At 75.1% G+C, this 24,530-nt stretch carries 19 protein-coding genes; 12 read left to right on the forward strand and 7 right to left on the reverse strand.

The window, feature by feature from the left end:
• The first annotated feature begins 19 nt into the window (after positions 1–19).
• A complete protein-coding gene (locus WCD41_RS03140; protein WP_337711911.1) occupies positions 20–1,030 on the forward strand; it encodes a CobW family GTP-binding protein in 1,011 nt (336 codons plus the stop codon).
• A 193-nt stretch (positions 1,031–1,223) separates the two neighbouring features.
• Here WCD41_RS03140 and WCD41_RS03145 read toward each other — a convergent pair whose 3' ends face one another.
• The 4 genes from WCD41_RS03145 to WCD41_RS03160 form a co-directional block, all read right to left on the reverse strand.
• Positions 1,224–1,400 (reverse strand): DUF6104 family protein, encoded by a 177-nt coding sequence (locus tag WCD41_RS03145; RefSeq protein WP_274191560.1) that lies wholly within the window; start codon positions 1,398–1,400, stop codon positions 1,224–1,226.
• Positions 1,401–5,243, reverse strand: coding sequence for a multifunctional oxoglutarate decarboxylase/oxoglutarate dehydrogenase thiamine pyrophosphate-binding subunit/dihydrolipoyllysine-residue succinyltransferase subunit (locus WCD41_RS03150; RefSeq protein ID WP_337711912.1), 3,843 nt, complete (start codon positions 5,241–5,243; stop codon positions 1,401–1,403).
• A gap of 172 nt (positions 5,244–5,415) precedes the next feature.
• A complete protein-coding gene (locus WCD41_RS03155; protein ID WP_337711913.1) occupies positions 5,416–6,096 on the reverse strand; it encodes a zf-HC2 domain-containing protein in 681 nt (226 codons plus the stop codon).
• Positions 6,093–6,644, reverse strand: coding sequence for a sigma-70 family RNA polymerase sigma factor (locus tag WCD41_RS03160; RefSeq protein WP_337711914.1), 552 nt, complete (start codon positions 6,642–6,644; stop codon positions 6,093–6,095). Before WCD41_RS03160 ends, WCD41_RS03155 begins: the two co-directional genes overlap by 4 nt.
• Before the next feature lie 235 nt (positions 6,645–6,879).
• On the opposite strand from WCD41_RS03160, the gene WCD41_RS03165 reads away from it, so the two are divergent.
• Positions 6,880–7,581 (forward strand): CHRD domain-containing protein, encoded by a 702-nt coding sequence (locus tag WCD41_RS03165; protein ID WP_337711915.1) that lies wholly within the window; start codon positions 6,880–6,882, stop codon positions 7,579–7,581.
• A 2-nt stretch (positions 7,582–7,583) separates the two neighbouring features.
• Positions 7,584–8,195 (forward strand): class F sortase, encoded by a 612-nt coding sequence (locus WCD41_RS03170; protein ID WP_337711916.1) that lies wholly within the window; start codon positions 7,584–7,586, stop codon positions 8,193–8,195.
• On the opposite strand, the gene WCD41_RS03175 is transcribed toward WCD41_RS03170, so the two are convergent.
• Positions 8,188–8,838: a class F sortase gene (locus tag WCD41_RS03175; protein WP_337711917.1), complete on the reverse strand. Its 651-nt coding sequence runs from the start codon at positions 8,836–8,838 to the stop codon at positions 8,188–8,190. The genes WCD41_RS03170 and WCD41_RS03175 overlap by 8 nt on opposite strands.
• A gap of 89 nt (positions 8,839–8,927) precedes the next feature.
• Positions 8,928–9,719 (reverse strand): hypothetical protein, encoded by a 792-nt coding sequence (locus WCD41_RS03180; RefSeq protein WP_337711918.1) that lies wholly within the window; start codon positions 9,717–9,719, stop codon positions 8,928–8,930.
• A gap of 324 nt (positions 9,720–10,043) precedes the next feature.
• Between WCD41_RS03180 and WCD41_RS03185 the strand changes: the two genes are divergently transcribed.
• Genes WCD41_RS03185 through WCD41_RS03225 form a run of 9 tightly spaced genes read left to right on the forward strand, consistent with a single transcriptional unit; the run spans position 10,044 to position 20,716 of the window.
• The gene (locus WCD41_RS03185; protein WP_337711919.1) at positions 10,044–10,808 is read left to right on the forward strand and encodes an FHA domain-containing protein; all 765 of its coding nucleotides are present in this window, start codon (positions 10,044–10,046) and stop codon (positions 10,806–10,808) included.
• On the forward strand, positions 10,805–11,455 hold the full coding sequence (locus tag WCD41_RS03190) for a PP2C family protein-serine/threonine phosphatase (protein ID WP_337711920.1): 651 nt from the start codon (positions 10,805–10,807) through the stop codon (positions 11,453–11,455). The genes WCD41_RS03185 and WCD41_RS03190 overlap by 4 nt, the downstream gene beginning before the upstream one ends.
• On the forward strand, positions 11,455–12,519 hold the full coding sequence (locus WCD41_RS03195) for a serine/threonine-protein kinase (RefSeq protein WP_337711921.1): 1,065 nt from the start codon (positions 11,455–11,457) through the stop codon (positions 12,517–12,519). Before WCD41_RS03190 ends, WCD41_RS03195 begins: the two co-directional genes overlap by 1 nt.
• Positions 12,516–13,853, forward strand: a complete 1,338-nt coding sequence (locus WCD41_RS03200; protein ID WP_337711922.1) for a hypothetical protein — start codon at positions 12,516–12,518, stop codon at positions 13,851–13,853. Before WCD41_RS03195 ends, WCD41_RS03200 begins: the two co-directional genes overlap by 4 nt.
• Positions 13,846–15,381 (forward strand): hypothetical protein, encoded by a 1,536-nt coding sequence (locus tag WCD41_RS03205; protein ID WP_337711923.1) that lies wholly within the window; start codon positions 13,846–13,848, stop codon positions 15,379–15,381. The genes WCD41_RS03200 and WCD41_RS03205 overlap by 8 nt, the downstream gene beginning before the upstream one ends.
• On the forward strand, positions 15,378–16,808 hold the full coding sequence (locus tag WCD41_RS03210) for a hypothetical protein (protein WP_337711924.1): 1,431 nt from the start codon (positions 15,378–15,380) through the stop codon (positions 16,806–16,808). Before WCD41_RS03205 ends, WCD41_RS03210 begins: the two co-directional genes overlap by 4 nt.
• Before the next feature lie 52 nt (positions 16,809–16,860).
• Positions 16,861–17,406 carry a hypothetical protein gene (locus WCD41_RS03215; RefSeq protein WP_337711925.1) on the forward strand — a complete coding sequence of 182 codons (546 nt, stop codon included), beginning with the start codon at positions 16,861–16,863 and terminating at the stop codon, positions 17,404–17,406.
• Positions 17,403–19,901 carry an Hsp70 family protein gene (locus WCD41_RS03220; protein WP_337711926.1) on the forward strand — a complete coding sequence of 833 codons (2,499 nt, stop codon included), beginning with the start codon at positions 17,403–17,405 and terminating at the stop codon, positions 19,899–19,901. The genes WCD41_RS03215 and WCD41_RS03220 overlap by 4 nt, the downstream gene beginning before the upstream one ends.
• Entirely contained in the window at positions 19,898–20,716 is an 819-nt protein-coding gene (locus WCD41_RS03225; RefSeq protein ID WP_337711927.1) for a tetratricopeptide repeat protein, read from the forward strand. Before WCD41_RS03220 ends, WCD41_RS03225 begins: the two co-directional genes overlap by 4 nt.
• A gap of 4 nt (positions 20,717–20,720) precedes the next feature.
• Here WCD41_RS03225 and WCD41_RS03230 read toward each other — a convergent pair whose 3' ends face one another.
• The gene (locus tag WCD41_RS03230; RefSeq protein WP_337712328.1) at positions 20,721–24,479 is read right to left on the reverse strand and encodes an ABC transporter ATP-binding protein; all 3,759 of its coding nucleotides are present in this window, start codon (positions 24,477–24,479) and stop codon (positions 20,721–20,723) included.
• Positions 24,480–24,530 lie beyond the last annotated feature (51 nt).

The following is a 24,530-nucleotide window of genomic DNA, read 5'->3' on the forward strand; positions in this document are numbered from 1 at the left end:
CTGTGCGAGGGTGGTCGGCGTGCCCCGTCGCGTCCCCGTGGTGCTGGTCGCCGGCCACCTCGGCGCCGGCAAGTCGACCCTGGTCAACCACCTGCTGCGCCGCGCCGACGGCGTGCGGATCGGGGTCGTCGTCAACGACTTCGGGGCGATCGGGATCGACGCGATGCTCGTGGCCGGGCAGGCCAGCAGCGTGACGTCCCTGGCCGACGGGTGCCTGTGCTGCACCACCGACGCCAACGGCCTGGCGCGGCTGCTCGCCGAGCTGACGGCGCCGTCCGCCCGCCTCGACCTCGTCGTCGTGGAGGCCAGCGGCCTTGCCGAGCCCCGCGAGCTGGTGCGTCTGCTGCTCGACGCGATCGCCGGGGAGGCGCAGCACGCGGCCTACGGCGGGCTCGTGGTGGTGGTCGACGCGGTGGAGGGAGACGCGGCGGACGACGTGGTCCGCCTCGCCGACCTCGTGGTGCTCAACCAGGTCGACCGGGTCGACGACCCCGCCCCGCTGCTCGTGTCCCTGCGGGCGGCGGCCCCCGGCCCGGTGCTGCCGGTGGTGCGCGGCGCGGTGGACCCGGCGCTGCTCGTCGACCCGCCCGCCCGGCGCGGTCCGCCGCGATCGGGCCAGCTGTCGTTCGACGTGCTGCTGCGCGAGGACCTGGGCGAGGAGCACGCCCACGCCGCCTGGGACAGCGTCGCCGTGGCGCGGGACGCCCCGCTCGACCCGGCCCGCTTCGCGGCGTTCCTCGAGGCCGGGCCGGTCGGCGTGTTCCGCGCGAAGGGCGTGGTGCGCTTCCCGGGTGCCGCCCCGTTCGTCGTGCAGACGGTCGGGACGGCGATCCGGGTGCGCCCGGCGCCCCGCTCGGTCGACGTCGCCGGCGCCCGGCTGGTGTTCCTCGGCGCCGGGCTCGACGCGGCCGGCCTGGAATCGGCGATCGACGCCTGCGCGGTCGACCCCGACCCCGACCCCATCCGCCGTGAGCCGTCGCTGCTGCCGATCCTGCGCTACGAGGAGTCCGACCGCGTCGACGCCGTCTGAGCCTCTGCCTCAAGCCCCATTCGGAGCGAACGGGTATCTCGCTGCTTCTATGCGCGCGAACTCCCCGTTCGCTCGCCCGGCCTGGCCCGTCTCGAGTGCCGCTCGCCCGCCGTTCCGGCGAAGGGCGCCCCTCGCTCGTCGAGGCGAGCGAAGGTGCCCTTCGGTCAGAACCGGGCGCGCCTACTCGTCGTCCCTACTCGTCGTCGCTGTCGTCGCGGGCGAGGAAGGTCGCGAACCGGTCGGCGGCGCCGGCGTGCTCGGGATGGGCGTCGACGAAGGCGCGGAGGCGGTCGGCCAGCCACGCCAGGCTGACCTCCTCCTCGCCCCGCCGGTCCTCGAGCTCCTCGATCCCGCGATCCGTGAAGTACATCTAGTCCGCGAGAGCCTCGGCGATGAGCGCCTTCTGCTCCACCTCGTGCACCTTGGCCACGCCGGCCGCCGGGGCGGCCATCCGGCGCCGGGAGACGCGCTTGAGGTGGGGCAGGCGCCCGTTCATGCGCTCCGGGAGCCAGAGCCCGAGGAACGGCCAGGCCCCCTGGTTCGCCGGCTCCTCCTGCACCCAGCGGACGTCGCCCGCGTTCGGGTACCGGTCGAGGACGGCGGTGAGCTCCTCGGTCGCGAGCGGGTAGAGCTGCTCCATCCGCACGATCGCGGTGTCGTGGGTACGGCCCGCCTTCTCGCGCGCCGCGACCAGCTCGTAGTAGATCTTGCCGGCGCAGAGCAGCAGGCGCGTCACCCCGTCGGTCCCGCCGCCGGAGAAGGCGGGGTCGTCGAGGATCGGCCGGTAGCCGCCCGAGGTGAACTCCTCCACCGGGCTGACCGCGGCCTTGTTGCGCAGCATCGACTTCGGGGTGAAGACGACCAGCGGGCGGCGGACGCCGTCGGTGGCGTGGCGGCGCAGCAGGTGGAAGTAGTTCGCCGGGCTCGACGGCAGCGCGACCGTCATCGACCCCTCGGCGCACAGCTGCAGGAAGCGCTCGATGCGCCCCGAGGTGTGGTCGGGGCCCTGGCCCTCGTGGCCGTGCGGCAGCAGCAGCACCACGTCCGAGGTCTGGCCCCACTTGGCCTCACCGGACGAGATGAACTCGTCGATGATCGACTGGGCACCGTTGACGAAGTCGCCGAACTGCGCCTCCCACAGCACCAGCGCCTCGTGGTTGGCCACCGAGTAGCCGTACTCGAAGCCCACGGCCGCGAACTCCGAGAGCGCCGAGTCGTAGGGCATGAACTTGCCCTGGTCGGCGGTGAGGTTGCGCAGCGGCACGTACTCGGACGCGTCGTGCCGGTCGATGATCACCGAATGGCGCTGGACGAACGTCCCGCGGCGGGAGTCCTGGCCCGACAGCCGCACGAGCTTGCCGTCGATGAGCAGCGAGCCCCAGGCCAGCAGCTCGGCGTACGCCCAGTCGATGCCCTCCTCGGTGTCGGTCGCCGCGGCTTTGGCGCGACGGTCGAGGACGGGCTTGACGCGCGGGTGCACCGCGAAGCCCTCGGGCAGGTCGGTGTGCGCGCGGGCGATCCGCTGGATGACGTCGAGCGGCACCGCGGTCTGCAGCGAGTTCGGCACGGCCTGCTCGTACTCGACCGACGGGCTGGGCTCGGGGTCGGCCTTCTCGAGCTCGCGCACCTCGTTGAACACGTGCTCGAGCTGGCTGCCGTAGTCGCGCAGCGCGTGCTCGGCCTCGTCCAGCGAGATGTCGCCGCGCCCGATCAGCGACTCGGTGTAGGTCTTGCGCACCGAGCGCTTGGCGTCGATGACGTCGTACATCTCCGGCTGGGTCATCGAGGGGTCGTCGCCCTCGTTGTGGCCCCGGCGGCGGTAGCAGATCATGTCGATCACGACGTCGGAGTTCCAGCGCTCGCGGAACTCCACGGCCAGCCGCGCCACCCAGACGCAGGCCTCCGGGTCGTCGCCGTTCACGTGGAAGACCGGCGCGTCGATCATCTTCGCCACGTCGGTGCAGTAGTGCGTCGAGCGGGTGTGCTCGGGCGCGGTGGTGAAGCCGACCTGGTTGTTGACGATCACGTGCACGGTGCCGCCGGTGCGGTAGCCGCGCAGCAGCGCGAGGTTCAGCGTCTCGGCCACGACGCCCTGGCCGGCGAACGCGGCGTCGCCGTGCATCGCCACCGGCAGCACGGTGAAGCCCTCGGGGCCCTTGTCGAGCACGTCCTGCTTGGCCCGCACGATGCCCTGCATCACCGGGTCCACGGCCTCGAGGTGCGAGGGGTTCGACGTCAGCGACACCGTCGTCTCGCCGTCGCCGAACATCCGGAAGAACTTGCCCTCGGCGCCGAGGTGGTACTTCACGTCACCAGAGCCGTGCGCCTGGCCCGGGTCGAGGTTGCCCTCGAACTCGCGGAAGATCTGCGAGACCGGCTTCCCGACGATGTTGGCCAGCACGTTGAGGCGCCCGCGGTGGGGCATGCCGATGACGACCTCGTCCAGCTCGTGCGCGGCGGCCGTGTCGAGCACGGCGTCGAGCAGCGGGATGACCGTCTCGGCGCCCTCGAGCGAGAAGCGCTTCTGCCCCACGTACTTGGTCTGCAGGAACGCCTCGAACGCCTCGGCCGCGTTGAGCTTGGACAGGATGTACTTCTGCTCGGCGACCGGCACCTTCTCGTGCGGGCGCTCGATGCGCTCCTGCAGCCAGGCGCGCTTCTCCGGGTCGAGGATGTGCATGTACTCGATGCCGATGGTGCGGCAGTACGAGTCGCGCAGGACGCCGAGAACGTCGCGCAGCTTCATGCAGTTGCGCCCGCCGAAGCCGTCGACGGGGAACTCGCGGTCGAGGTCCCAGAGCGTCAGCCCGTGCGACGCGATGTCGAGGTCGGGGTGCTTGCGCTGCGGGTGCGACAGCGGGTCGGTGTCGGCCATGAGGTGGCCGCGCGTGCGGTACGCGTCGATCAGCTCGATGATCCGCGCGGTGCGGTCGATCTGCGACGACGGCAGGTCCTGGCGCCAGCGGATCGGCTCGTACGGGATCCGCAGCGACGCGAAGATGTCGTCGTAGAAGCCGTCCTCGCCGAGCACGAGGTGGTGGATCCGGCGCAGGAAGTCGCCGGACTCGGCGCCCTGGATGATCCGGTGGTCGTACGTGGACGTCAGCGTGATGATCTTGCTGATGCCCATGTCGGCGAGCTTCTCCTCGCTCGCCCCCTGGAACTCGGCGGGGTACTCCATGGCGCCGACGCCGACGATCGTGCCCTGGCCGACGGTGAGGCGGGGCACCGAGTGGTTGGTGCCGATGGTGCCCGGGTTCGTCAGCGAGATCGTGACACCGGCGAAGTCCTCGGCGGTCAGCGCGCCCTGGCGGGCCTTGCGCACGATGTCCTCGTAGGCCGCCCAGAACTGGGCGAAGCTCATGTTCTCGGTGCCCTTGAGGGCCACCACCACGAGCGAGCGCGAGCCGTCCTTGCCCGGCAGGTCCATCGCCAGGCCGAGGTTGACGTGACCCGGGTCGACGACGGCGGGCTTGCCCTTCTCGTCCTCGCCGAAGTGCCGGTTCATGTTCGGGAAGTCCGCGAGGGCGCGCACCATCGCGTAGCCCAGGAGGTGGGTGAACGACACCTTCCCGCCGCGCGTGCGCCGCAGGTGGTTGTTGATCACGATGCGGTTGTCGGCCAGCAGCTTCGCCGGCACCGCCCGCACGCTCGTCGCCGTCGGCAGCTGCAGCGACGCCGTCATGTTCTTGGCGATCGCGTTGGCCGCCCCGCGCAGCGGCCTGGTGGTCTCGACCGCGCCGTTGGACGCGCCGGGCTGCGCGGACTTCGCCGGGCTGGTGGTGCCCGCGGCCGGCTTGCTCGCCCCGTCGGCCTGCCCGGAGGCCGCCGAGGACGGGGTGCCGGTGGGGGCCTGCTGCTGCGGTGCGGCCGGCTGCTGCGGGGCCTGCTGCTGCGGCGCGGCCGGCTGCGGCTTCTCGGGAGCCTGCTCGGGGGTCTTCTCGGGAGCCTTCTCCGGGACCGGCTCGGCCGCCGGCTCCGGGGCCCGGCGCGCCTCGGCGGACTCGGCCGACAGCGGCGCGGTGCCGTTGGCGGCGTTGCCCGCGCTGGCGTGCGCACCGGCCTCGTCGGGAGCGGTGTCGGGGCTGTAGTCGGCAAAGAAGTCGTGCCACGCGGCGTCGACGGACTGGGGATCGGCCAGGTAGCGCTGGTACATCTCGTCGACCAGCCACTCGTTGGGTCCGAACTGGGCGGTCGGGCTACTACTCGACACGACTCGAAATCGCCTCAATCAGTCGTCGCGGTGGCCGTCGGAAGCGTGTCCAGATTAGCGCTTGACACTCCCCGGGGTCGGTGCCCTGTCGGCTACTGCACCGGTCCATGCGGTGGCTCGACACACGAACGGTGTCGCAGGGCCACCTCACGGCCACGCAGGGTGCGTCACCTCACGCGAAACGCGAGCGCAGGACCTCGTCGCCGTCGGCGTCGGTGACGACGAACCCGCCGGCCTGCTCGCGCAGCACCGAGGAGTTCAGCCGGCAGACCATCTCCGCCGCGCCCGTGCCCCGGAAGGCGCCCGCGGGCACGGGCCGCCCGGCCCGGTCGAGGACCGTGACCTCGTACCGCTGCCCCTCGGCGAACCCGGAGGCGGTGAGCACCACCTCGACGCCCCAGGTGTGGTCGATCGTGCCGGCGTCCGCGCGGACGCCCGGGTCGAGCGCCTGCACGGCGGCCGGCTCGACCGGGGGCTCGCCCGCCGCGCTCGCGGCGACGCCGATCCCGGCGCCGGCGAGCCCGATCACCGCCGCCGCGGCCACGGCGCCGAGCAGCGGGACACGCCGGCGCCGACGGGCGTCGAGCGGGGTCACGACGGCCTCCTCCGCGCGGACGCGCCCCAGGACGGCGGCGAAGTCGTCCGGCGCGGCCGTCGGGGTGGGAGCGGCGTCCGGGTCGACACTGGCCAGCGGCCCGGCCAGCGGGGCGATCTCGGCGAGCTCGGCACGGCACGCGGCGCACCCCTCGAGGTGCGCCTCGATCTCGGCCCGCTCGGCGTCGTCGAGGCCGCCGAGCGCGTGCGCGCCCAGCAGCTCGCGGAGGCGATCGTGGTCGCTGGGAGTGGTGGTCACAGCGGGACTCCCATGTCGTCCATGATGTGCCGCAGGTTCTTCAGGCCGTAGAACACCCTGCTGCGCAGCGTGCCGACGGGCACGTCCTGCTCCGCGGCGACCTCGGCGTAGGGCCGTCCGCGGACGTAGGTCTCGACGATGGCGCTGCGCTGGTCGTCGCCGAGGCGGGTGAGCGCCTCCTCGACGAACCACGACGTCACGAGGTCGTGGCTGAAGTCCGGCGCGCCCTCGGTCACCAGGGTCAGGTCGCCGGGCGCGGTCGGCGTCCCCGGCCGGCTGCGGTGGTGGCGGACGTGGTCCACGACCACGTGCTTCGCGATGGTGAACAGCCAGACGCGCAGGCTCGCGACGGCGGCGTCGTAGCGCTCGGCGTGGCGCCAGGCGCGTACGAACACCTCCTGGACCACGTCGGCCGCCGCCCCGGGGTCGCGCAGCTGGCGCAGCGCGAACCGTTCGAGCTCGCCGGCGTGGTCGCGGTAGGCCGCCTCGAGGTCCTCGACGCGGCGCAGGTTCACGGGCGCGCGCGCCGTGCCCGCAGCGTCGCTCACCCGTTCCCCCCTACGCGGCCTGGCGTTCGGAGCATTCTGGACGTCGGCGTGTGACCGTTCCGTGACGTGCCGCGGTGTCGGCACGACGGACACGGGGGCGGCGCGGGTCACGGTCGTGGGTACGGCGGGCACGCCGGATCCGTTCACGGACATTTCCGGCGAATCCGGTGAACGCGGCGGCGGAGGGCTCCGTAGAGACGGGCGATCCGGACATCCCGCCCACCAGGAGGCCCTCGTGCGCCGTGCACTCCCGAAGCTCGCCGCCCTCTCCGTCCTGACCGCCGGCGCGGTCCTGTTCAGCGGCGGCACCGCGCTGGCCGACACCCCGGTGGACGAGCCGGACAGCTTCACCAGCATGTTCACGGTCATGGCGACCCCCGACACCGTGATCGGGACCAACGGTCAGCCCGCGCCCGGCCAGCCCGGCGCCACCGGCACCTTCAACTACCGCATCAACAGCGACGAGGACGTCATCTGCTACGACCTCACGCTGAACGGCATCACCGGCGAGTACCAGAGCCCGGCGCGCACGGCGACGCACATCCACGAGGCCGCCGAGGGTGCCGCGGGCCCGCCGCGCATCGCGTTCCCGAACCCGGAGGGCGAGGGCGACACCCGCACGAGCTCCGGCTGTCTGCAGGGGCCGTTCACCACCGGGGTGATGGCGAACGGCCAGGACACCGGCACCGGCTTCACGGTGCGCCAGATCGAGGAGAACCCGTCGGCGTTCTTCGGTGACACCCACACCGCCGAGTACTCGGCCGGCGCCGTGCGCGGTCAGCTGATGGCCGTGCCGATGGGCGGCGTCGAGACCGGCGCCGGGGCGACCGAGGCCGGGTCGACCGACGCCGCGCCCGCCGCCCTCGGCGCCGGGGCCCTCGTGGCGGCGGCCGCCGCGGGAGCGTTCGCCCTGCGCCGGCGCGCCGGCCGTTCCTGACGATGCGTCTCGCGCTCGCGCTGGCCGGGCTCGTCCTGCTGCTCGCCGGTTGTGCCGGCGCGGCGCCGGACGGTCCCGGCCGCGCGGCCGCACCCCAGGCCGCGACCACCGAGCGGGTCGCGGCCGACGCGGTCGTCCCGGTGTCGGTCCGGGTGCCGGCCATCGGGGTCGACGAGCCGGAGGTCCTGTCGCTCGGCGTGGCGCCGGACGGCACCGCCGAGGTCCCGCAGGACTACGCGCGTGTCGGGTGGTTCGACCGGACGCTCTCGGCGCAGCGCGCCGGGGCGACGCCCGCGGACGTCCCCCTCCCCGCCGGCCGCGGGCCCACGGTGCTGCTCGGACACGTCGACTCGCGCAGGGGTCCCGCCGTCTTCTTCCGGCTCCGCGACCTGCGGCCCGGCGACGTCGTCGAGGTCGGCCGGTCCGACGGCTCGGTGGCGGGCTACGCGATCGAGCGCACCGAGCAGGTCGCCAAGGACACGTTCCCGACGTTCGCGGTCTTCGGGGCGACGGCGACCGACGTCCTGCGGCTGGTGACCTGCGCGGGCGACTTCGACCGCGGCGCCCGCAGCTACACCGACAACCTCGTGGTGCACGCCGTCCGCGTCAGGTGACGAGCCGCGCGAAGACCACCGTGTTGTCGCGGTACGAGCGCGCGGCGTCGTCGAAGTCGCCGCCGCAGGTGATCAGGCGTAGCTCCGGCCCGGCGGTGTCGCCGTAGACGTCGAGGCGCGGGAAGGCGTCCTTCGGGTACGACCGCACCGCGTCGACGGCGAACGTGCGCGTCGAGCGGTCGGCGAGGGTGACGGTGAGGCGGTCCCCGGGCCGCAGCCGGCCCAGGGCGTAGAACACCGACGGGCCGTTCGCCGCGGAGTCCACGTGCCCGAGGATCACCGCGGGACCGACGCGCCCCGGTGTCGGCGAGCCCCGGTACCAGGCGGCCTCGTCGTAGCGGGGGCCCGGCGCCGGCACCTCGAGCGTGCCGTCGGGCTGCAGGCCGACCTCGTTGACCGGACCGTCGACGCCGAGCGCGGGGATCGCCAGGCCCACCGGTCGGGGGCCGGACGCCGGGTCCTGGCGCGGGCCGGCGGCGGGGGACGGGGTGGACGGGGTGGACGGGACCGGTGGGCTCGCGGTCGCGGCGGGGGCGGGTGGCGTCGTGGCCAGCGCGCCGAGGCCCACCAGCAGGAGACCGAGCACCACGAGCAGCCCCACGGCGGCAGCGAGCCCCCGGCGGCGTGCGGTGGAGGTGGTCATCGGGTGCTCCGAGGGTCCGGATCGACGGTTACTGGCTGGTATCGCTCGCTGGGCGAGCGATACCAGCCAGTAACCCGGGTCAGGGGACGTCAGCGGCGATGCGCGGCGCGCCGGCGGGCGGCGACACCGAGCCCGCCCGCGGCCACGAGGGCGGCGACACCGGTGGCGATCAGGCCGGCGTCCGGGCCGCTGGTGGACCCGCCGCCGGTCTCGACGCCGCCCTGCGGCATCGCCGGCATCTGGCCGGGCAGGTTGACGACGATCGTGGCGACGCCGATGGTCAGGCCGCCCTGGATGGCCTCGGTGCCGAACGCCTGGTTGAGGGCGTCGGCGGCACCCGCCGACAGCCGCACGGTCGTACCGGTGAGCGTGGCGGTGCCCGCCGCGGCGTCGGTGGCGATGGGCTGCAGCGTCGAGCCGTCGAGGTCGAACAGCACCGCCGACTCGGCGAGCGTCTGCCCGCCGGCGCTGACCTTGCCGCTGAGGGTGGCGGGGTTGCCCGGGTCGATGACGAAGTCGGTCAGCTCGACGCGGGTGTCGCCCTTGGTCAGGCTCAGCCCGCTGCCGTCGTGCTCGATGCGGCCCTGGACGTACGGGTTGGCGTCGCCGGGGCGGTAGACGGTGACGTTGCCGCCGGTGATCGGGAAGGAGACGCTGCCGCCGGAGAGCGTGGCGTCACCGATGGTGCCGGGCTCGACCTGGAGCTGGCCCAGGGCGTCGGTGAAGCCGGAGTCGAGCCGCACGGACGACGACTGCCCGGACAGGTCGGGGATGGTGGCGATCGGGTCGGCGGCGGCCGCGGTGCCGGCGCCCACGCCGGCGAGGGCCAGCGCCGCGACGCCCGAGACGAGCGTGGCGGCGAGCCTGCGACGAATGCTCACGGTGTGGGGCCTCTCTGCAGGTGGCCGGCGTCGTCGCCGACCTGTGCCTGCCCTCCGCGCCGCCGACCGCGATCGGTTCACGTTTTCGTCTGAATTGCGCAAAATCGAACCGACGCGGCCGCCGGGCCGAAAGCTGGGGCTCCGCGGGAGTCGACCTTGCTCGATCGTGAGGATTCCGTGTGGGATCTCCGGATCGCCTGACCCGCGCGCGTCCATCGGGTTTCCATGTCCCGGCCATCGTCCGGTGGGACGTGGAACGCGCAGACTGCCCGCGGGACGCCGCCGGACGGCGCAGCGCGGTCGGGGCGAGGACAGGGGGTCGGCGTGCGGGTGGCGGTGCTGCGGGTGACGTCGCCGGAGGGCGAGGTCGGCACGCACGAGCTGGCGTCGGGGCCGCTGACGGTCGGCCGCCCGTCGCCCGGCCACGCCCCGGACGTCGCGCTCTCGCCGGATCCGCAGCGGTGGGTCGGCCGCGTGCACTGCACGCTCGACCTCGACGACGGCCTCTGGTCGGTCGCCGACAACGGCAGCGTCAACGGCACGCTGCTTCGTCACGACGGCACGACCCGGCGTCTCGAGGGGCGGCGCCGGGTGCAGCACGGCGACGCGGTGCTGATCCTCGGCGACATGGACGCGGCGGGGGAGCCGGTCTACTGGGAGCTGACCTTCCTCGACCCGCACACCACCCAGCCCGCGCCGTTCGGGCCGCCGCCCGCGGTGGCGGTGCGGACGCCGTGCCTGCGCTACGACTGGGTGGGCGCGCAGGCCCACCGCTGCGCGGCCGGCCCCGACACCCCTGACACCCCCGTCACCGGGCTGCGCCCCCAGGGCCACCAGCTGATCCGGTACATGGTGGGCCGCAGCCGTGAGGGTGAGGCGGTGGCGTGCAGCCACGCGGAGCTGATCAGCGCCTTGTGGGGGGACCCCGAGGAGTGGCCTGCCCATCGCGTCTACACGCGCAACGACCTCGCGGGCGTCGTGCGCGCGACCCGCCGGTGCATCGAGGCCGAGCCGTCGAGCCCGGTGCTGCTGCAGACCGTCACCGGCTTCGGCTACCGGCTCATCGTGTGCGACGGGGAGCCCGGATGAACGGCTACGCCTCCTGCACCGAGGCGCGGTCGGGGCGGGAGAACCACGATCGGTGGGCCGCCGACCCGACGGCCGGGTGGTTCGTCGTCGCCGACGGCATCGGCAGCCTGGCCGACGCCGGCGCGACGGCCCAGGTGGTCGTCGACCGGATCGCCGCGGGGGTGCCGGCCGGCTCGACGTCCGCGCTGCGCACGGTGCTCGCCGGTGTCAGCGACCACGTGCGGGCGACCGCGCGCTACGGACCGGGCAACGCCGGCGCCGCCGTCGTGGTGCTCGAGGTGCGGGCCGACACGGTGCTCACCGCGCACCTGGGCGACTGCCGGGTGCTGCTGCTGCGCGCCGGTCGGCTGCTCCCGCTCACCGCCGACCACCGCCGCGACGACGGGGCGCTCACCCGGTTCGCCGGCATGCCCGGCCCGGCCGACCCCGCCGTCGCCGAGCACCGGCGCGAGCCCGACGACCTCCTGGTGCTGGCCAGCGACGGCCTCACCGTCCTCGACGACGCCGCGATCGCCGCCGAGCTCGCCGACGTCGCCGCGGGGCACCGCGCGCCCGACACGGCGTGCGCCGCGCTCGTGGTCCGGGCCCGCGCGGCGGGCGGCACCGACGACGTCACGGTGCTGCTCGTGGCCCCCGGGACCGCGTGATGTCGCTGATCGAGAGCGGGACCCGCATCGGCGAGTCGCTGGTCGTCGAGCGACGCCTCGGCGAGGGCGCCTTCGCCGAGGTCCACCGCGTGCGCCACGAGTTCCTCGGCTGGCAGGCGATGAAGCTGTTCAAGCGCGTCGCTTCGCTGCCCGAGACCCGCGAGATGCTGGAGGAGGCCCGCCTGCTCTCGGTGATGGGCCACCGCAACATCGTGCGCCTCTTCGACGCGGGCACGGTGCCCACCGCCGACGGCGTCCGCGGCTTCTTCACCATGGAGTACGTCGCCGGCGGGAGCCTCGAGCGTCTGATCGAGGCGCACCGCGGGGACGTCCCGGTGGACGTGGTCGTCGACGTCGTCGGCCAGCTCGCCGCCGGCCTGGCCGTCGCCCACGAGCAGGACCCGCCGATCCTGCACCGCGACCTGACCCTCGCGAACGTGCTCGTCGGGTACGACGCGCGCGGGATGCGGGTGCGGATCAGCGACTTCGGGCTGGCCAAGCGCGTCGACCCGTTCACGCTCGCCGCGAGCGCGCAGGGCACCTACGCGTTCATGGCGCCGGAGGTCATGCGCAACGAGGGCTACACCTGTCGCGGCGACGTGTGGGCCGTCGGCACCATCGCCTACCTGCTGCTGACCAACCGCCTCCCGTACCACGACGGCGGCGCGTTCTCGTCGTTCTCGCTCGCCCGCTTCCGCCGGCCGCTGCTGCCGCCGAGCCGCTGGAACGAGGCCGTCGACGCCGACCTGGACGCCCTCGTCATGGCCGCCCTGACCGTCGACCCCGACGGCCGGCCCGCCGACGCGGGCGCGGTGCTGGCGGCGCTGCACGCGCGGCGCCCGGGGCGCCCGGGCGTGCCCGCACCGCGCGACGTCCCGGCCCCGTCCCCCGACCGCGAGGAGCGTGCCCGCCGGCTCGTCGCCGAGGCCCGCGAGCTCTCGCGCCGGGCGGGAGCGCTGGAGCACGCGGCGGATCTGCTCGAGGAGGCCGTCAGCCTCTCGCCGGCCGTGCGGGCGCAGTACGTCGACCGCCTCACCCGCTGGCGGCGGGGGGTGACGATGTGACCGCGTACCTGCGTCAGTTCGCCGACGACGAGCTGTACCGGCGCAACGCGTTCCGCGTGACCGCGGTGGCGACCGACGCCGGTCCCCGCGTGGTGCGGGAGCGGCAGAAGAAGGACGCGGCCGCCGCGGCGGTGGGTGTCGTGGTGGGTTCGGACCCGCGCCTGCCGTTGCCGCAGACGCCGACGGCGGAGGAGGTGCGGGCGGCGTTCGAGGTGCTGGCGGACCCGCGGCGGCGGTTGGTGCACGAGCTGTTCTGGCTGTGGGGTGACGTGGTGGACTGCGGGTGCGCCCCGGACACCCACGAGCGCCACGACCGGGCGGTGCGGGCTCATGCCGCGGCGCTCGAGGACGGGGGGCCGTGGGCCGACGCGCGGGCGTCGTGGGTCGCGGCGCTCGACGACGCCGGCACCTGGGCGCACCTGCGCACCCGCGTCGCGACCGCCGACGCCCGCCGCCTCGGCGTCGACGCGGTGGACGAGCTGCGCGCCGGAGCGCCCCGGGCGCTCGTCGCCACCGTCGTGGCACGGGCGGCCCGCGACCCCGAGCCGGCCCGCCTGCGGGGCGAGGCCGAGCGGTGGGGCCTGCGCCCGTCGGAGCTCGACGACCTGCTGCTCGACGTCGTCCACGAGGACATCGCCGCGGTCGAGGCGCACCTCGTCGAGGCCCGCGCCCGCCTCGACACCGACCCGCGCGCGGCGCTGCGTGCCCTGCGCCCGGCCGTCGTCGACGAGCTGGACCGCATCGACGACCTCGCCCCCGCCGACCGGTTCCGCCCGGTCGCGGAGCTGCGCAACGACGCGGCGATCGTGCTCAACAACGCCGCGCTGGCCGTCGTCGAGCGGGAGCCCGCAGCCGACGTCACCGTCGCCGTGGACGCGTACCAGGACGCGCTGTCGCTGGCGACGGACCCGGCGACCCGGGCGACCGTGACGGGCAACCGTGAGAGCGCCCGTCGCCGACCGAGGACCGCCGCGGTGCTCGGGCGCTTCGGGCTGGGCCCCGGCCAGGAAGACGTCCTCATGGAGCGGATGGTCGTCGCGCTCGAGTCCCGCCGGCTCCACGACGCCCACCTCATGGTGTCCGCGCTCCTCGAGATCGTCGACGACCCCGGTGAGCGGGCCCAGCTGCGCGACGTCCAGCGCAGGATCCAGGCCGCGAGGACGCAGAGCCCGGTGGGCCGGCGACACGGCGGTGCGGCCACTCCCGTGTTCTGGGTCGGGCTGCTCCTCACCCTGCTGGGAGCCGTCGTCCTGGTCGTGGGGATCGGCGGATGGGGTCCGCTCGCGTTCGGGCTCGGCGTCTTCCTCATGGGTGTCGGGTGGCGCCGTGCCTGAGACCGCGGACGTCGTCGCCTACCTGCGCCGGATCGCCGACGACGAGCTGTACCGGCGCAACGCGTTCCGCGTGACCGGGCTCCCGACGGACGCCGGACCCCGCGCGGTGCGGGAGCGGCAGAAGAAGGACGCGGCCCGGGCGTCGGTCGGCGTGCCGTTCGCCTCGGACCCCCGGCTACCGCTGCCGGCCCCGCCGACCGACGAGGAGGTGCGCGCCGCCTACGACGTGCTCGCCGACCCGCGGCGCCGCCTGGTGCACGAGCTGTTCTGGTTCTGGGGCGAGGACGTCACGGCGTGCGGGTGTGCACCGGAGACCCACGAGCGTCACGACACCGCCGTCGGCTCCCACGCCGAGGTGCTCGACCTCGAGCTCGCCGGGCAGACGGTCGACTGGTCGGTCGTACGCGACGACTGGGACGTCTTCCTGGAGGACGACGACCCTCGAGGGCACCTGCTCGCGCGGCTCGAGGTCCTGGACGACGTCCGACTCGACGCGGCCGCGCCCGAGGCGCTGACCGAGGAGATACCGCGTGCCCTGGTGGCGACGATCCTCGCCCGGGCCGTGGCCGGCCACGCCCCCGGACGCCTGCGGGAGGAGGCGGAATGCTGGCTGCTCGACGCCGACGTGCTCGACGACCTGGTTGTCGAGGCCGTCGGCGACCGGGTCGCGGCGATCGAGGCCCGGCTGGCCGAGGCGCGGGAGCTGCTCGACACCACCCCGCTGACCGCGGCGCAACGGCTGCGACCGGGCACGGTGGCCGAGCTGGGTCACCTCGAGGCCCTGGCCCCGCACCACCGGTTCCGGAGTCTTGCCGCGCTGCGCGAGGACGCGGCGGTCGTGCTCAACAACGCCGCGCTGCGCGTCGTCGGCCGGAGGCGTCCCGGCGAGCTCGCCGAGGCGCTGGACGTGCTCGCCGACGCGGAAGCGCTCGCGACCTCCACGGCGACCCGCGACACGATCGCGCGGAACCAGGTCGAGGCGCGCGAGGTCCGGCGCGCGACGTCCGTTCCCGCGCCGGGACCCAGCCCGGCCGGGTCCCGTCCCGCGACCGCCCCGGACCGTCCCGCCTCCCGCCGACGGCGCGGGCTGCGCAACGGACCGGCCGTCGTCCTCGGGCTGGCCATCGCCGGGGGAGTCATCGGCCTCGCCGTCGCGGTGGTCACGAACCCCCGCGACGCCCAGGGCGTGCTCGCCGTGGGCATCGTGATCGGCACGCTCCTCGGGATCGCCCTCGTCGCGGTGCTCGCGGTCGGGACCGTGATCGGCACCGCGGCGGGCGTCTCGGCGGCGGTCGCGGCCGGGGCACGCCGGTGCGTGGGCTGGTGGAGCAGGCGCCGTCCGGGCCGGGACACCGCGCGGGACACCGCGCGACAGCGGGCGGTGGGCTGGTCGGCCGCCGCCGTGGTGCCCCTGCTCGCCGGTGCGGTCGCGGTCGGGGTCTTCACCGGCTCGCCCGTCCTGGTGGTCATCATGCTCGTCGCCGCCCTGCTCGTCGGGGTCACCGTCGCGCTGTTGGTGACCTCGTGAGCGCGGGTCCGGTCGCGGCCGTCCTGCGCGAGGTCGCCGATGACGAGCTGTACCGCCGCAACGCGTTCCGGGTGACCGGGGTGGCGACGGACGCGGGAGCGCGCGCGGTCCGGGAGCGTCAGAAGAAGGACGCGGCCGCGGCGGCCGTGGGGGTGGCGGTCGGGTCGGACCCGCGGCTGCCGTTGCTGACCCCGACCACCGACGAGGAGGTGCGGGCCGCGTACGACGTGCTCGCGGACCCCCGCCGACGTCTGGTGCACGAGCTGTTGTGGTTCTGGGGGGACGACGTCACGTCCTGTGGGTGCCGGTCCCACCAGCGGCACGACGAGGCGGTCGAGGCCCACGCCCTGGCGCTCGACGCCGAGCGCGCCGGCGACCGCGGCCGGACGTGGCGGACCGCGCGCGAGCAGTGGTCGGCCGTCCTCGCCGACGCCGCGACGTGGACGCACCTCGAGGCGCGGGTCGCGGCGATCGGCGATGCTCGGCGCCTCGACGCGCGCGCCGTGGAGGAGCTGCGGGCCGGAGCGCCGTCCGCCCTGGTGGCGTCGGTCGTGTCGTGTGCCGCGCGATCGGGGGACCCGCGACGGCTGCGCGAGGAGGCCGAGCGGTGGGGCCTGGCCGCGGTGGACCTCGACGACCTCCTCCTCGGCGCCGTGGCCGAGCGGGTCGAGCGGGTGGAGGGGAGGCTCGTCGAGTCGCAGGACCGACTCGGCGGGGACGCTCACGGCGCGGTCGCGCTGCTCCGACCGCAGGTCCTCGACGACCTGGCCTGGATCGACGGCCTCGCCCCTCACGACCGCTCCCGGCTCCTGAGCGACCTGCGCGACCGCACCGCGATCGTGCTCAACAACGCCGCGCTGGAGATGCTCGAGGACGATCCGGACGCCGGGCAGATCGCCGCGGTCTTCGGGGCCGCCGAGGCGCTCGCGACCTCCGCGACCACTCGTCGCGCCGTCGACGAGAACCGTCGGGGCCTCTCCCGGCGGGCGGCGGCGGACAAGGTCCTGCGCCGCTACGGGCTGACGAGCGCCGGTGGCGGGGTGGCGACGCTGGTCGACCGCATGACGGCGGCGCTGCAGGTCGGCCGCTTCGGTGAGGCCGCGCGCATGGCCGGACACCTGCTCACGATCGTCGAGGACCCGGCCGACCAGAGGATGCTGCGCGACGTCCGGCGGCGCGCGCTGGAGGAGGCGCGACACCATCCGCACCCCTCGGACCGCGTGGGTCCCGCACGGATCGGGCACGGCGTGCTGCGGCTGCTCCGGGACGTCCTGCCGGGGGTGCTGATGATCGCGGGCGGGATCGCGCTGGCCGTGTTCGTGCAGCACGCGGTCATGATCCTGGCCGCCCTGCCCCTGATCCTCGGTGGCTGCTACCTCGTCGACCGCAGGACCCGTCGCCGGATCGACATCGGACCCCGGTGGTGACGCGCATGGCCTCGGCTCCGTCGCGCACCGTTCCCGTGAAGGGGAGGCAGTGGTGAGCGCAGCATCGACCGGGTGGCGGGCCCGGTGGCGCCAGTGGCGTCAGCCACGGGCGTTCCGGATCGGCCCGCCCGCCTGGGACGCCGAGCAGCGGCGGCGCCTGCAGGCGCTGGTCGCGCAGTGGGCGCCCCCGGAGCAGGAGACCGCGCCGGTCCCGCAACCCGGCGACGAGGAGCCCGGCAGCCTCGACGAGAAGGCGCTCGCGATCGCCGCGACCAACCTCTGGCGCGCCCGTCGGCGCCTCGACCGCGACGACGACGGCTCGGCGTCGGGGCGCCAGCTGCGCAAGCTGCTGCGCTCGACCGGTGACGCCCTGGCCGAGGCGGGCATCGACGTCCAGGACCACGACGGCCTGGCGTTCGACTCGGGCTTCGCCCTGGAGGCCCTCGCCTTCGAGGACGACCACTCGGTCGCCCGGGAGACGGTGACGGAGACGGTGCGCCCGTCCGTCTACCTGGCCGGGCGCCGCATCCAGATGGGACAGGTGATCGTCGGCCAGCCGGTCGGCGCGGAGACCGACAGGGGGGCGACCGGATCATGAGCGCGCGCGAGACCGTCGACTTCGGCATCGACCTGGGCACGACGAACAGCGCCGTGGCGCTGTTCGAGCACGGAGCCGTGCAGATCATCAAGAACAACGACGGGTGGGACTACACGCCCTCGGCGGTGTGGATGCCGAAGCCCGGGGTGGTGCACGTCGGACGCCGGGCCCGGGAGCGCACCGAGACCGACCCCGACAACGCGGTCGCCGAGTTCAAGCAGCGGATGGGTCTGGCCGAGGCGTCCACCCCGTTCGCGCGGGCCGGCATTTCCCTGACCGCGCCGGAGCTCTCGGCCGCAGTGCTGCGCTCGCTGTGCGCGGACGCGGCCCACCAGCTCGGGGAACCGCCGGCGTCGGCGGTCATCACCGTGCCCGCGGCGTTCGCCATCAACCAGAACAAGGCCACCCAGCAGGCCGCGGCGCTCGCCGGCCTGGGGGAGGACTGCCCGCTGCTGCAGGAGCCCACCGCGGCGGCCTTCGCCTACGGGTTTGGCGACGAGGCCGCCGAGCGTGCCTACTGGATGGTGTTCGACTTCGGCGGCGGCACGTTCGACGCCGCCATCGTGACCAAGCGCGACGGCGAGCTGCTCGTGCTCGACCACGCCGGCAACCCCAACCTCGGCGGCAAGGACATCGACTGGGCGCTCGTCGGCAACGTCCTCGCGCCGGCCGCGGCCCGCGAGCTGGGCCTGCGCGACTTCGAGCGCGGCAACCCCGCGTGGCGGGGCAACTTCGCCAGGCTCAAGGTCGCCGCGGAGGACGCGAAGATCCAGCTCTCGCGTGCCGACCGGGTGGACATGCTGGTCGACCTCGCGGTCGGCGACGACGGGCCGGTGAGCTTCGAGTACACCCTGACGCGTGACGAGCTCGACCGCGTCGCCGAGCCGTTCTACGACCGCGCCATCGCCCGCTGCCGCGACGCCCTCGTCGAGGGTGGCCTGAAGCCCGGTGACATCGACCTGCTCCTGCTCGTCGGCGGCACGACGCTCGCACCCGGACTGCGCGAGCGCCTCGCCGACCCGCAGCACGGTCTGGGCATCCCCGTCGACCACAGCCAGGACCCCACCACCGTCGTGGCCCGGGGTGCGGCGGTGTTCGCCGGCACCGTCCGCGCTCCCCGGGTCGTCGCCGCGCCGGCGCCGGGCGGCTACACCGTCGAGCTGCACTACGACCCCACCACCACCTCGGAGACCCCGACCGTGGCGGGGCGGCTGCACAGCGGCTCGCCCGTCGACTGGACGGGCTTCGGGGTGGTGCTGGCCGACCAGACCGGGCCGTTGGGGTTCCGCGGACCGCGGGTCGAGGTGTCTCCCAACGGCGGGTTCCTCACCGAGGTGCGCATGACGCCCGGCACCACCTCCCGGTTCGTCGTCGAGCTCACCGATCCGGCCGGTCGCCCGGTGCCCCTCGCGCCCGACACGCTGACGATCACGCACGTCGAGGTGGAGTTCGGCGGCGCCGTGCTCACCCAGTCCCTGGGCATCGCCCGCGCCGACCGCTCCTTCGCCCCGCTCGTCGAGAAGGGCGCGGCGCTCCCGGCCCACGGCGAGGGAACCTTCCGGACCACGATCGCCCTGCGCCGCGGCGACACCGACGCCGTCATCCGGATCCCCGTCGTCGAGGGCGAGCGGCCGCGCGCCGACCGGAACCGCGAGGTCGGCCTCATCGAGATCCGACCGCGGGACTTCCGCATCGAGCTGCCGCTCGGGACCGAGGTCGAGGTGACCGTCGACGTGGACGCCTCGCGACTGGTGAGCGTGACCGCCGACGTGCCGCTCGGCGACGTGCAGTTCGAGGCCGTGCTCAACCTCGACGAGACCCGCGCCCCCGACGTCGCCGACCTCGAGCGTGCGCACCGCGAGGCGGAGCGCCGCGCCGAGAACCTGCGGGTGTCGGCCGACGCCGAGAACGTCCCGGGCGCCGCCCGGCGCCTCGACGCGCTCGACGGCGAGCTCCGGGACGCGCGGGACCAGATCCGCGACGCCAGGGCCGACCCGGGCTCCGCGCTCGCCGGGGATCTCCGGGTGCGTGAGGTCCAGGCCGAGCTCGACGAGGTCGAGGACGCCGTGCGGGCGCCGGCGATCCTGCGTGACCTCGACGAGGGCATCGAGAACGTCGCCGACCTCGTCGCGCAGCGCGGTGGCGAGGACGACCGGCGGGACCTCGACGACATCCGCCGCCGGGCCGACCGTGCGCGGGCGGAGAACGACCTCGCCGCGGCCGAGGCGTTGCTGGAGCGCGTCCGCCGGCTGACCGTCCGGCTGCTGCAGGCCGGGCCCGAGTGGGAGGTCACGCTGTTCTCGCTGCTCCGCGACATGCGCGACGACCTCGAGCCCCGGGGTCAGGCCGACCGGCTCATCGCCGAGGGCGAGCGGGCGATCGCCGCCGGCGACCAGCAGGGCCTGGCCTCGGTGAACGCCCGCCTGCGCCGCCTCATCCCGCCGGACACCCCGGACCCGACCGCGGGCGGCGGCCTCACGGGCGGCCCGCGGTGAGCACTCTGACCACCGAGATGGCGCTCGCCGAGGCCCGGGACGCCGCGCGGGCCGGTGACCTCGCCGGCGCGCGGGAGCACCTCGACGGGCTGGACAGCGCCGACCCGGAGGTCCTCGACCTACGCGCGCGGGTCCTCGCCCAGGACGGGGACCTCGACGGGGCGGAACAGGCCTGGCGGGCGCTCGACGCGGCCCGTCCCGGCGACCCGGCGGCCGCGGCGGGGCTCGCCGCCGTGGCGGACCTCCGCAGCGGGCGCCGCCGCCGCCGCCGGGTGGTGGTCGTGGCCGGCGTGGTGGTGCTGCTCGGTGCGGTGGCCGTCGGGGGCACGCTCGCGGCCGGCGGGCCGTCGGCCCCGGAGGCCCCGGTCGCGGCGGCACCCGGCACCCCGGTGACGCCCGCCCCCGTTCCCGCCGCGGTCCCGGATCCTGCGCCTGCCCTCGCGGACGCCCTCGCGCGGCCCGGACTCACGGCACGGGCCCGCGACGGCGTCGTCGAGGTGACCTTCGACGAGGGCCTCTTCGCCGGGGGCACGACGCTGACCACCGGCGGCCGGCGCCTGCTCGCCGATCTCGGGCCGCGGCTCGTGGGGCAGGTGCGCGAGGTGGAGGTCGTCGGGCGCTCGGTGGCCGTGGCGGGCGGGCCGAGCAGCGGGGGCTCGACGGTCGCGCTCGCCCGGGCCCAGTCGGTGGCCGCGGCGCTCGCCGAGGACGGTCCGCCGCTGACGACGTTCGACCTCGCCGCCGCCGAGCAGACCCGGACGTCGGGGGACGACGCCGCGCGCTCGCGCACCGTCGAGCTGCGGCTGACGCCCTGAGGCGCTACCCGGCCCGGGCGAGGTCGTCGTCGGGGTCGGCCAGCCCGCCCTCGCCGACGGCGTCGTCGACCGTCCCGGCCCCGGCCCGCCAGAGCCGGGCGTAGGCGCCGCCGCGCGCCAGGAGCTCCGCGTGCGTGCCCTCCTCGAGGATCCGCCCGCCGTCGATGACGACGATGTGGTCGGCGCGCGCGGCCGTCGCCAGCCGGTGGGCCACGACGAACGTCGTGCGCGGCGCCGCCAACTTCTCCCCGGCCGCCAGCACCGCCGACTCCGTGGCCGCGTCGAGCGCCGCCGTGGCCTCGTCGAGCAGCAGCAGGCGCGGGTCGACGAGCTCGGCGCGGGCGAGGGCCACGAGCTGGCGCTGCCCGGCCGAGAGACCGCCGCCGCGCTCGCCCACGGGCTGGCGGAAGCCCTCGGGCAGCGAGGCGATCATCTCGAGCGCCCCGACGTCGCGGGCCGCCTGCTCGATCCGCGCCGGCGTGGCCTCCGGGTCGCCGTAGGCGATGTTCGAGGCGACGTCCCCGACGAACAGGTGCGCCTCCTGCGGCACCACGCCGAGCCGGCGGTGCAGCGTCGGGAGGTCGTGCTCGCGGATGTCGACGCCGTCGATCAGCACCGTGCCCTGTGACGCGTCGTAGAAGCGCGCGACGAGCTTGACCACCGTCGACTTGCCCGCTCCGGTTGCCCCGACGAGCGCGACCGTGCGGCCGGCCGGGACGTGCAGCGAGAAGTCGGCGAGCGCCGGGGTCTCGGCACCCGCGTAGGAGAAGCCCACGTCGCGCAGCTCGACCTCGCCGCGCAGGTCGTCGAGCACCACCGGGTGCTCCGGGGCGGGCACCGAGGTGGGCGTGCGCAGCAGCTCGCCGATGCGCGTGAGGCCGACGCGCGCCTGCTGGTAGCCGTCGAAGACCTGGGAGAGCTGCTGCACCGGACCGAAGAACATCGCCAGGTAGAGCAGGAACGCGGCGAGCACGCCGGGGGACAGGCCGCCGGTGGCCACCCGCGCGGCCCCGACGCCGAGCACCACGGCCTGCGCGAGGTCGGACAGCATCGCCGCGAACGGGAAGTAGGTCGCGATCAGCCGCTGCGCCCGCAACCGCGCACGGCGGTAGGCGTCGCTGTTGTCGGCGAACGTGGCCGCCGAGAGCTCCTCGTGGGTGTGGGCCTGGGCGACCCGCAGCCCCGCGACGTTCTCCTGCAGATCGGCGTTGACGACGCTGACCCGCTCGCGCGCCTCGGCGTAGGCCGCCGACGACAGCCGTCGGAAGATCACGGTGGCGACGACGAGCACCGGCATCACCGCGAGCGCGACGAGCGCGAGCTCGAGGTCGGTGACGAGCAGCGCCACCGCCACCCCGACGATCGTCAGGAGGGCGACGACCGCCTGCGCGAGCCCGGTCTGCAGGAACGACGACAAGGCGTCGACATCCGTGGTCATCCGCGTCATGATCCGGCCGCCGAGCTCGCGCTCGTAGAAGTCCAGACCGAGGCGCTGCAGGTGGGCGAAGCTGCGCGTGCGCAGCAGGTACAGCCGCCCCTCGCCGATGCGGGCGGTGAGCACGGTCTGCACGGCGACGACGAACCAGTCGACCGCGACCACGACGACGCCGAGACCCACGGCGAGCCACAGCACGTCGAGCGACCGGGCCTGGATGCCGCCGTCGACGGCGAGCCGCGCCAGCGACGGGAACGCGACGGTCGCGGCCGCGTCGAGGCCGATGAGCACGACCGCGAGGACCAGTGCCCAGCGCACCGGGCGCAGCAGGCGGCCGAGACGGAACGCCGGGTCGGGCGCCGTCGGGTCCTCACCGTAGAGGTGCGGCTCCTCGGAGGCGGGCGGCAGCCGGTCGAGCTCGCGGCGCATCTCCGGCGAGCCCGCGCCGTCGAAGCCGCCGGCCAGGGCCTCGGCCCCGGCCGCGACGGGCGTCGCCGACGGCGGCGGGACGGGGCGGTCCGGGGCGGGGTCGTCGGGCCACAGCGAGCGGGTGAGCGTGGGGACGGCCTGCTCCCCGCCGACCCGCTCCCCGCCGACCTGCTCCTCGGCCTCCACCGCGTCGTCCTCGGGTGTGCGGCCGGTCTCGTCGATGCGGTCGGCCGGGCCCGCGAGCAGCTCGCGGAACAGCCGGCACCGCCCCTCGAGCTCGGTGCGCGTGCCGACGTCCACCACCTTCCCGTCGTCGAGCACCGCGATCCGGTCGGCGAGCGACAGGGTGGAGCGACGGTGGGCGATGACGATCGTGGTGCGCTGCGCGGTGACCGCCCGCAGCGTCTCGCCGATCGCGGCCTCGGTGGTGGCGTCGACCGCCGAGGTGGCGTCGTCGAGCACCAGCACCCGCGGGTCGTAGAGCAGGGCGCGGGCGAGGGCCACGCGCTGGCGCTGGCCGCCCGAGAGCGTCAGCCCGCGTTCGCCGACACGGGTGTCGTAGCCCTCGGGCAGCTCGGTGATGAACGCGTCGGCCTGCGCGGCGACCGCGGCGGCGCGGACCCGCTCGTCGGTGGCGTCCGGGCTGCCGTAGGCGATGTTGGCGCGCACCGTGTCGGAGAAGAGGAACGCCTCCTCGAACACCACCCCGACCGCGTGGCGCAGGGACTGGAGGTGCACGTCGCGCACGTCGACGAGGTCGTCGTCCGGGCCGATGCGCAGGGTGCCGCCCTGGACGTCGTAGAACCGCGGTGCGAGCAGGGCCACCGTCGACTTGCCCGAGCCGGCCGTGCCGACGAGCGCGACCGTCTCGCCCGGCGCGACGGCGAGCGAGAGCCCGTCGAGCACGGGCTCGCTGCGGGCGTAGCCGAAGCGCACGTCGTCGAGCCGCACGCCGAGCGGGCCGTCGGGCACCGGGTGCGCACCGGGCGCGTCGACGATCTCGGGCTGGGAGTCGATGAGCTCGTAGACGCGCTCGACACCCGCCCGGGCGAGCTGGCCCATGACGACGAGGCCGGCGACCAGGCGCGCCGGGCCGACCAGCGCCGCGATGTAGGAGGTGAAGGCGATGAACACGCCGAGCGAGATGCTGCCGTTCACCGCCATCGCGCCGCCGAGGGCGAACACGACGAGCTGGCCGACCGTGGGCAGGGCCGTCAGGGTCGGCGTGAGGCGGGAGTTCAGCCACGCGGCGCGCAGCCGCTCGGCGTAGAGACGCCGCGCCGCGGCCCGCAGCCGCCCGACCTCGCGGCTCTCCTGTCCGAAGCCCTTGACCACGCGGACGCCGGTGACCGTCTCCTCGACGTGCTGGGCGACCTCGGCGGCGCGCTGACTGGCCGACCACGTGGCGGGGAAGAGCCTGCGGCGCATCCGGGCGGTGAACACCATGCCGATCGGCAGCACCACGAGCGAGACCGCCGTGAGCAGCGGCGAGAGCCACAGCATGATCGCGACCGACACCACGAGCTGCCCGACCGTGCCGGCCACCAGCGGGACCATGCCGAGCAGCCCCTGGACCTGCTGGAGGTCGGAGTTGGCGCGCGAGACCACCTGGCCGGTGCGCAGCGCGTCCTGCTTGGGGCCGTCGAGGCGCGAGACCGAGCCGAACACCCGCCGCCGCAAGTCGTGCTGCACCCCGAGCGAGAGGCGCCCCCCGAGGTAGCGGCGCAGGAAGGCCGCGCCGAAGCGGACGACGGCGATGCCCGCCATCGCGGCGACGAGCCATCCCAGCCCCGCGGTGGACCCGGCGACGGCGCGGTCGACCGCCGTGCCGATGAGCAGGGGACCGACGGCCTCGAGGCTGACCCCGAACACGGAGGCGGTGAGGGCGGCGACCGTCAGCGCGCGGTGGCGCCAGCAGTCGCGGGCGAGACGCCGGACCCAGCCGCGCTC

Origin of the sequence: Actinomycetospora aeridis (assembly GCF_037400275.1) — a bacterium.
Taxonomy (GTDB): domain Bacteria; phylum Actinomycetota; class Actinomycetes; order Mycobacteriales; family Pseudonocardiaceae; genus Actinomycetospora; species Actinomycetospora aeridis.

What these genes read in the sequence shown, in the direction of transcription:
- WCD41_RS03175 (WP_337711917.1), bottom strand. Translation starts at nt 8,838, where the DNA reads ATGACCACCTCCACCGCACGCCGCCGGGGGCTCGCTGCCGCCGTGGGG.
- WCD41_RS03170 (WP_337711916.1), top strand. Translation starts at nt 7,584, where the DNA reads ATGCGTCTCGCGCTCGCGCTGGCCGGGCTCGTCCTGCTGCTCGCCGGT.
- WCD41_RS03145 (WP_274191560.1), bottom strand. Translation starts at nt 1,400, where the DNA reads ATGTACTTCACGGATCGCGGGATCGAGGAGCTCGAGGACCGGCGGGGC.
- WCD41_RS03195 (WP_337711921.1), top strand. Translation starts at nt 11,455, where the DNA reads ATGTCGCTGATCGAGAGCGGGACCCGCATCGGCGAGTCGCTGGTCGTC.
- WCD41_RS03190 (WP_337711920.1), top strand. Translation starts at nt 10,805, where the DNA reads ATGAACGGCTACGCCTCCTGCACCGAGGCGCGGTCGGGGCGGGAGAAC.
- WCD41_RS03220 (WP_337711926.1), top strand. Translation starts at nt 17,403, where the DNA reads ATGAGCGCGCGCGAGACCGTCGACTTCGGCATCGACCTGGGCACGACG.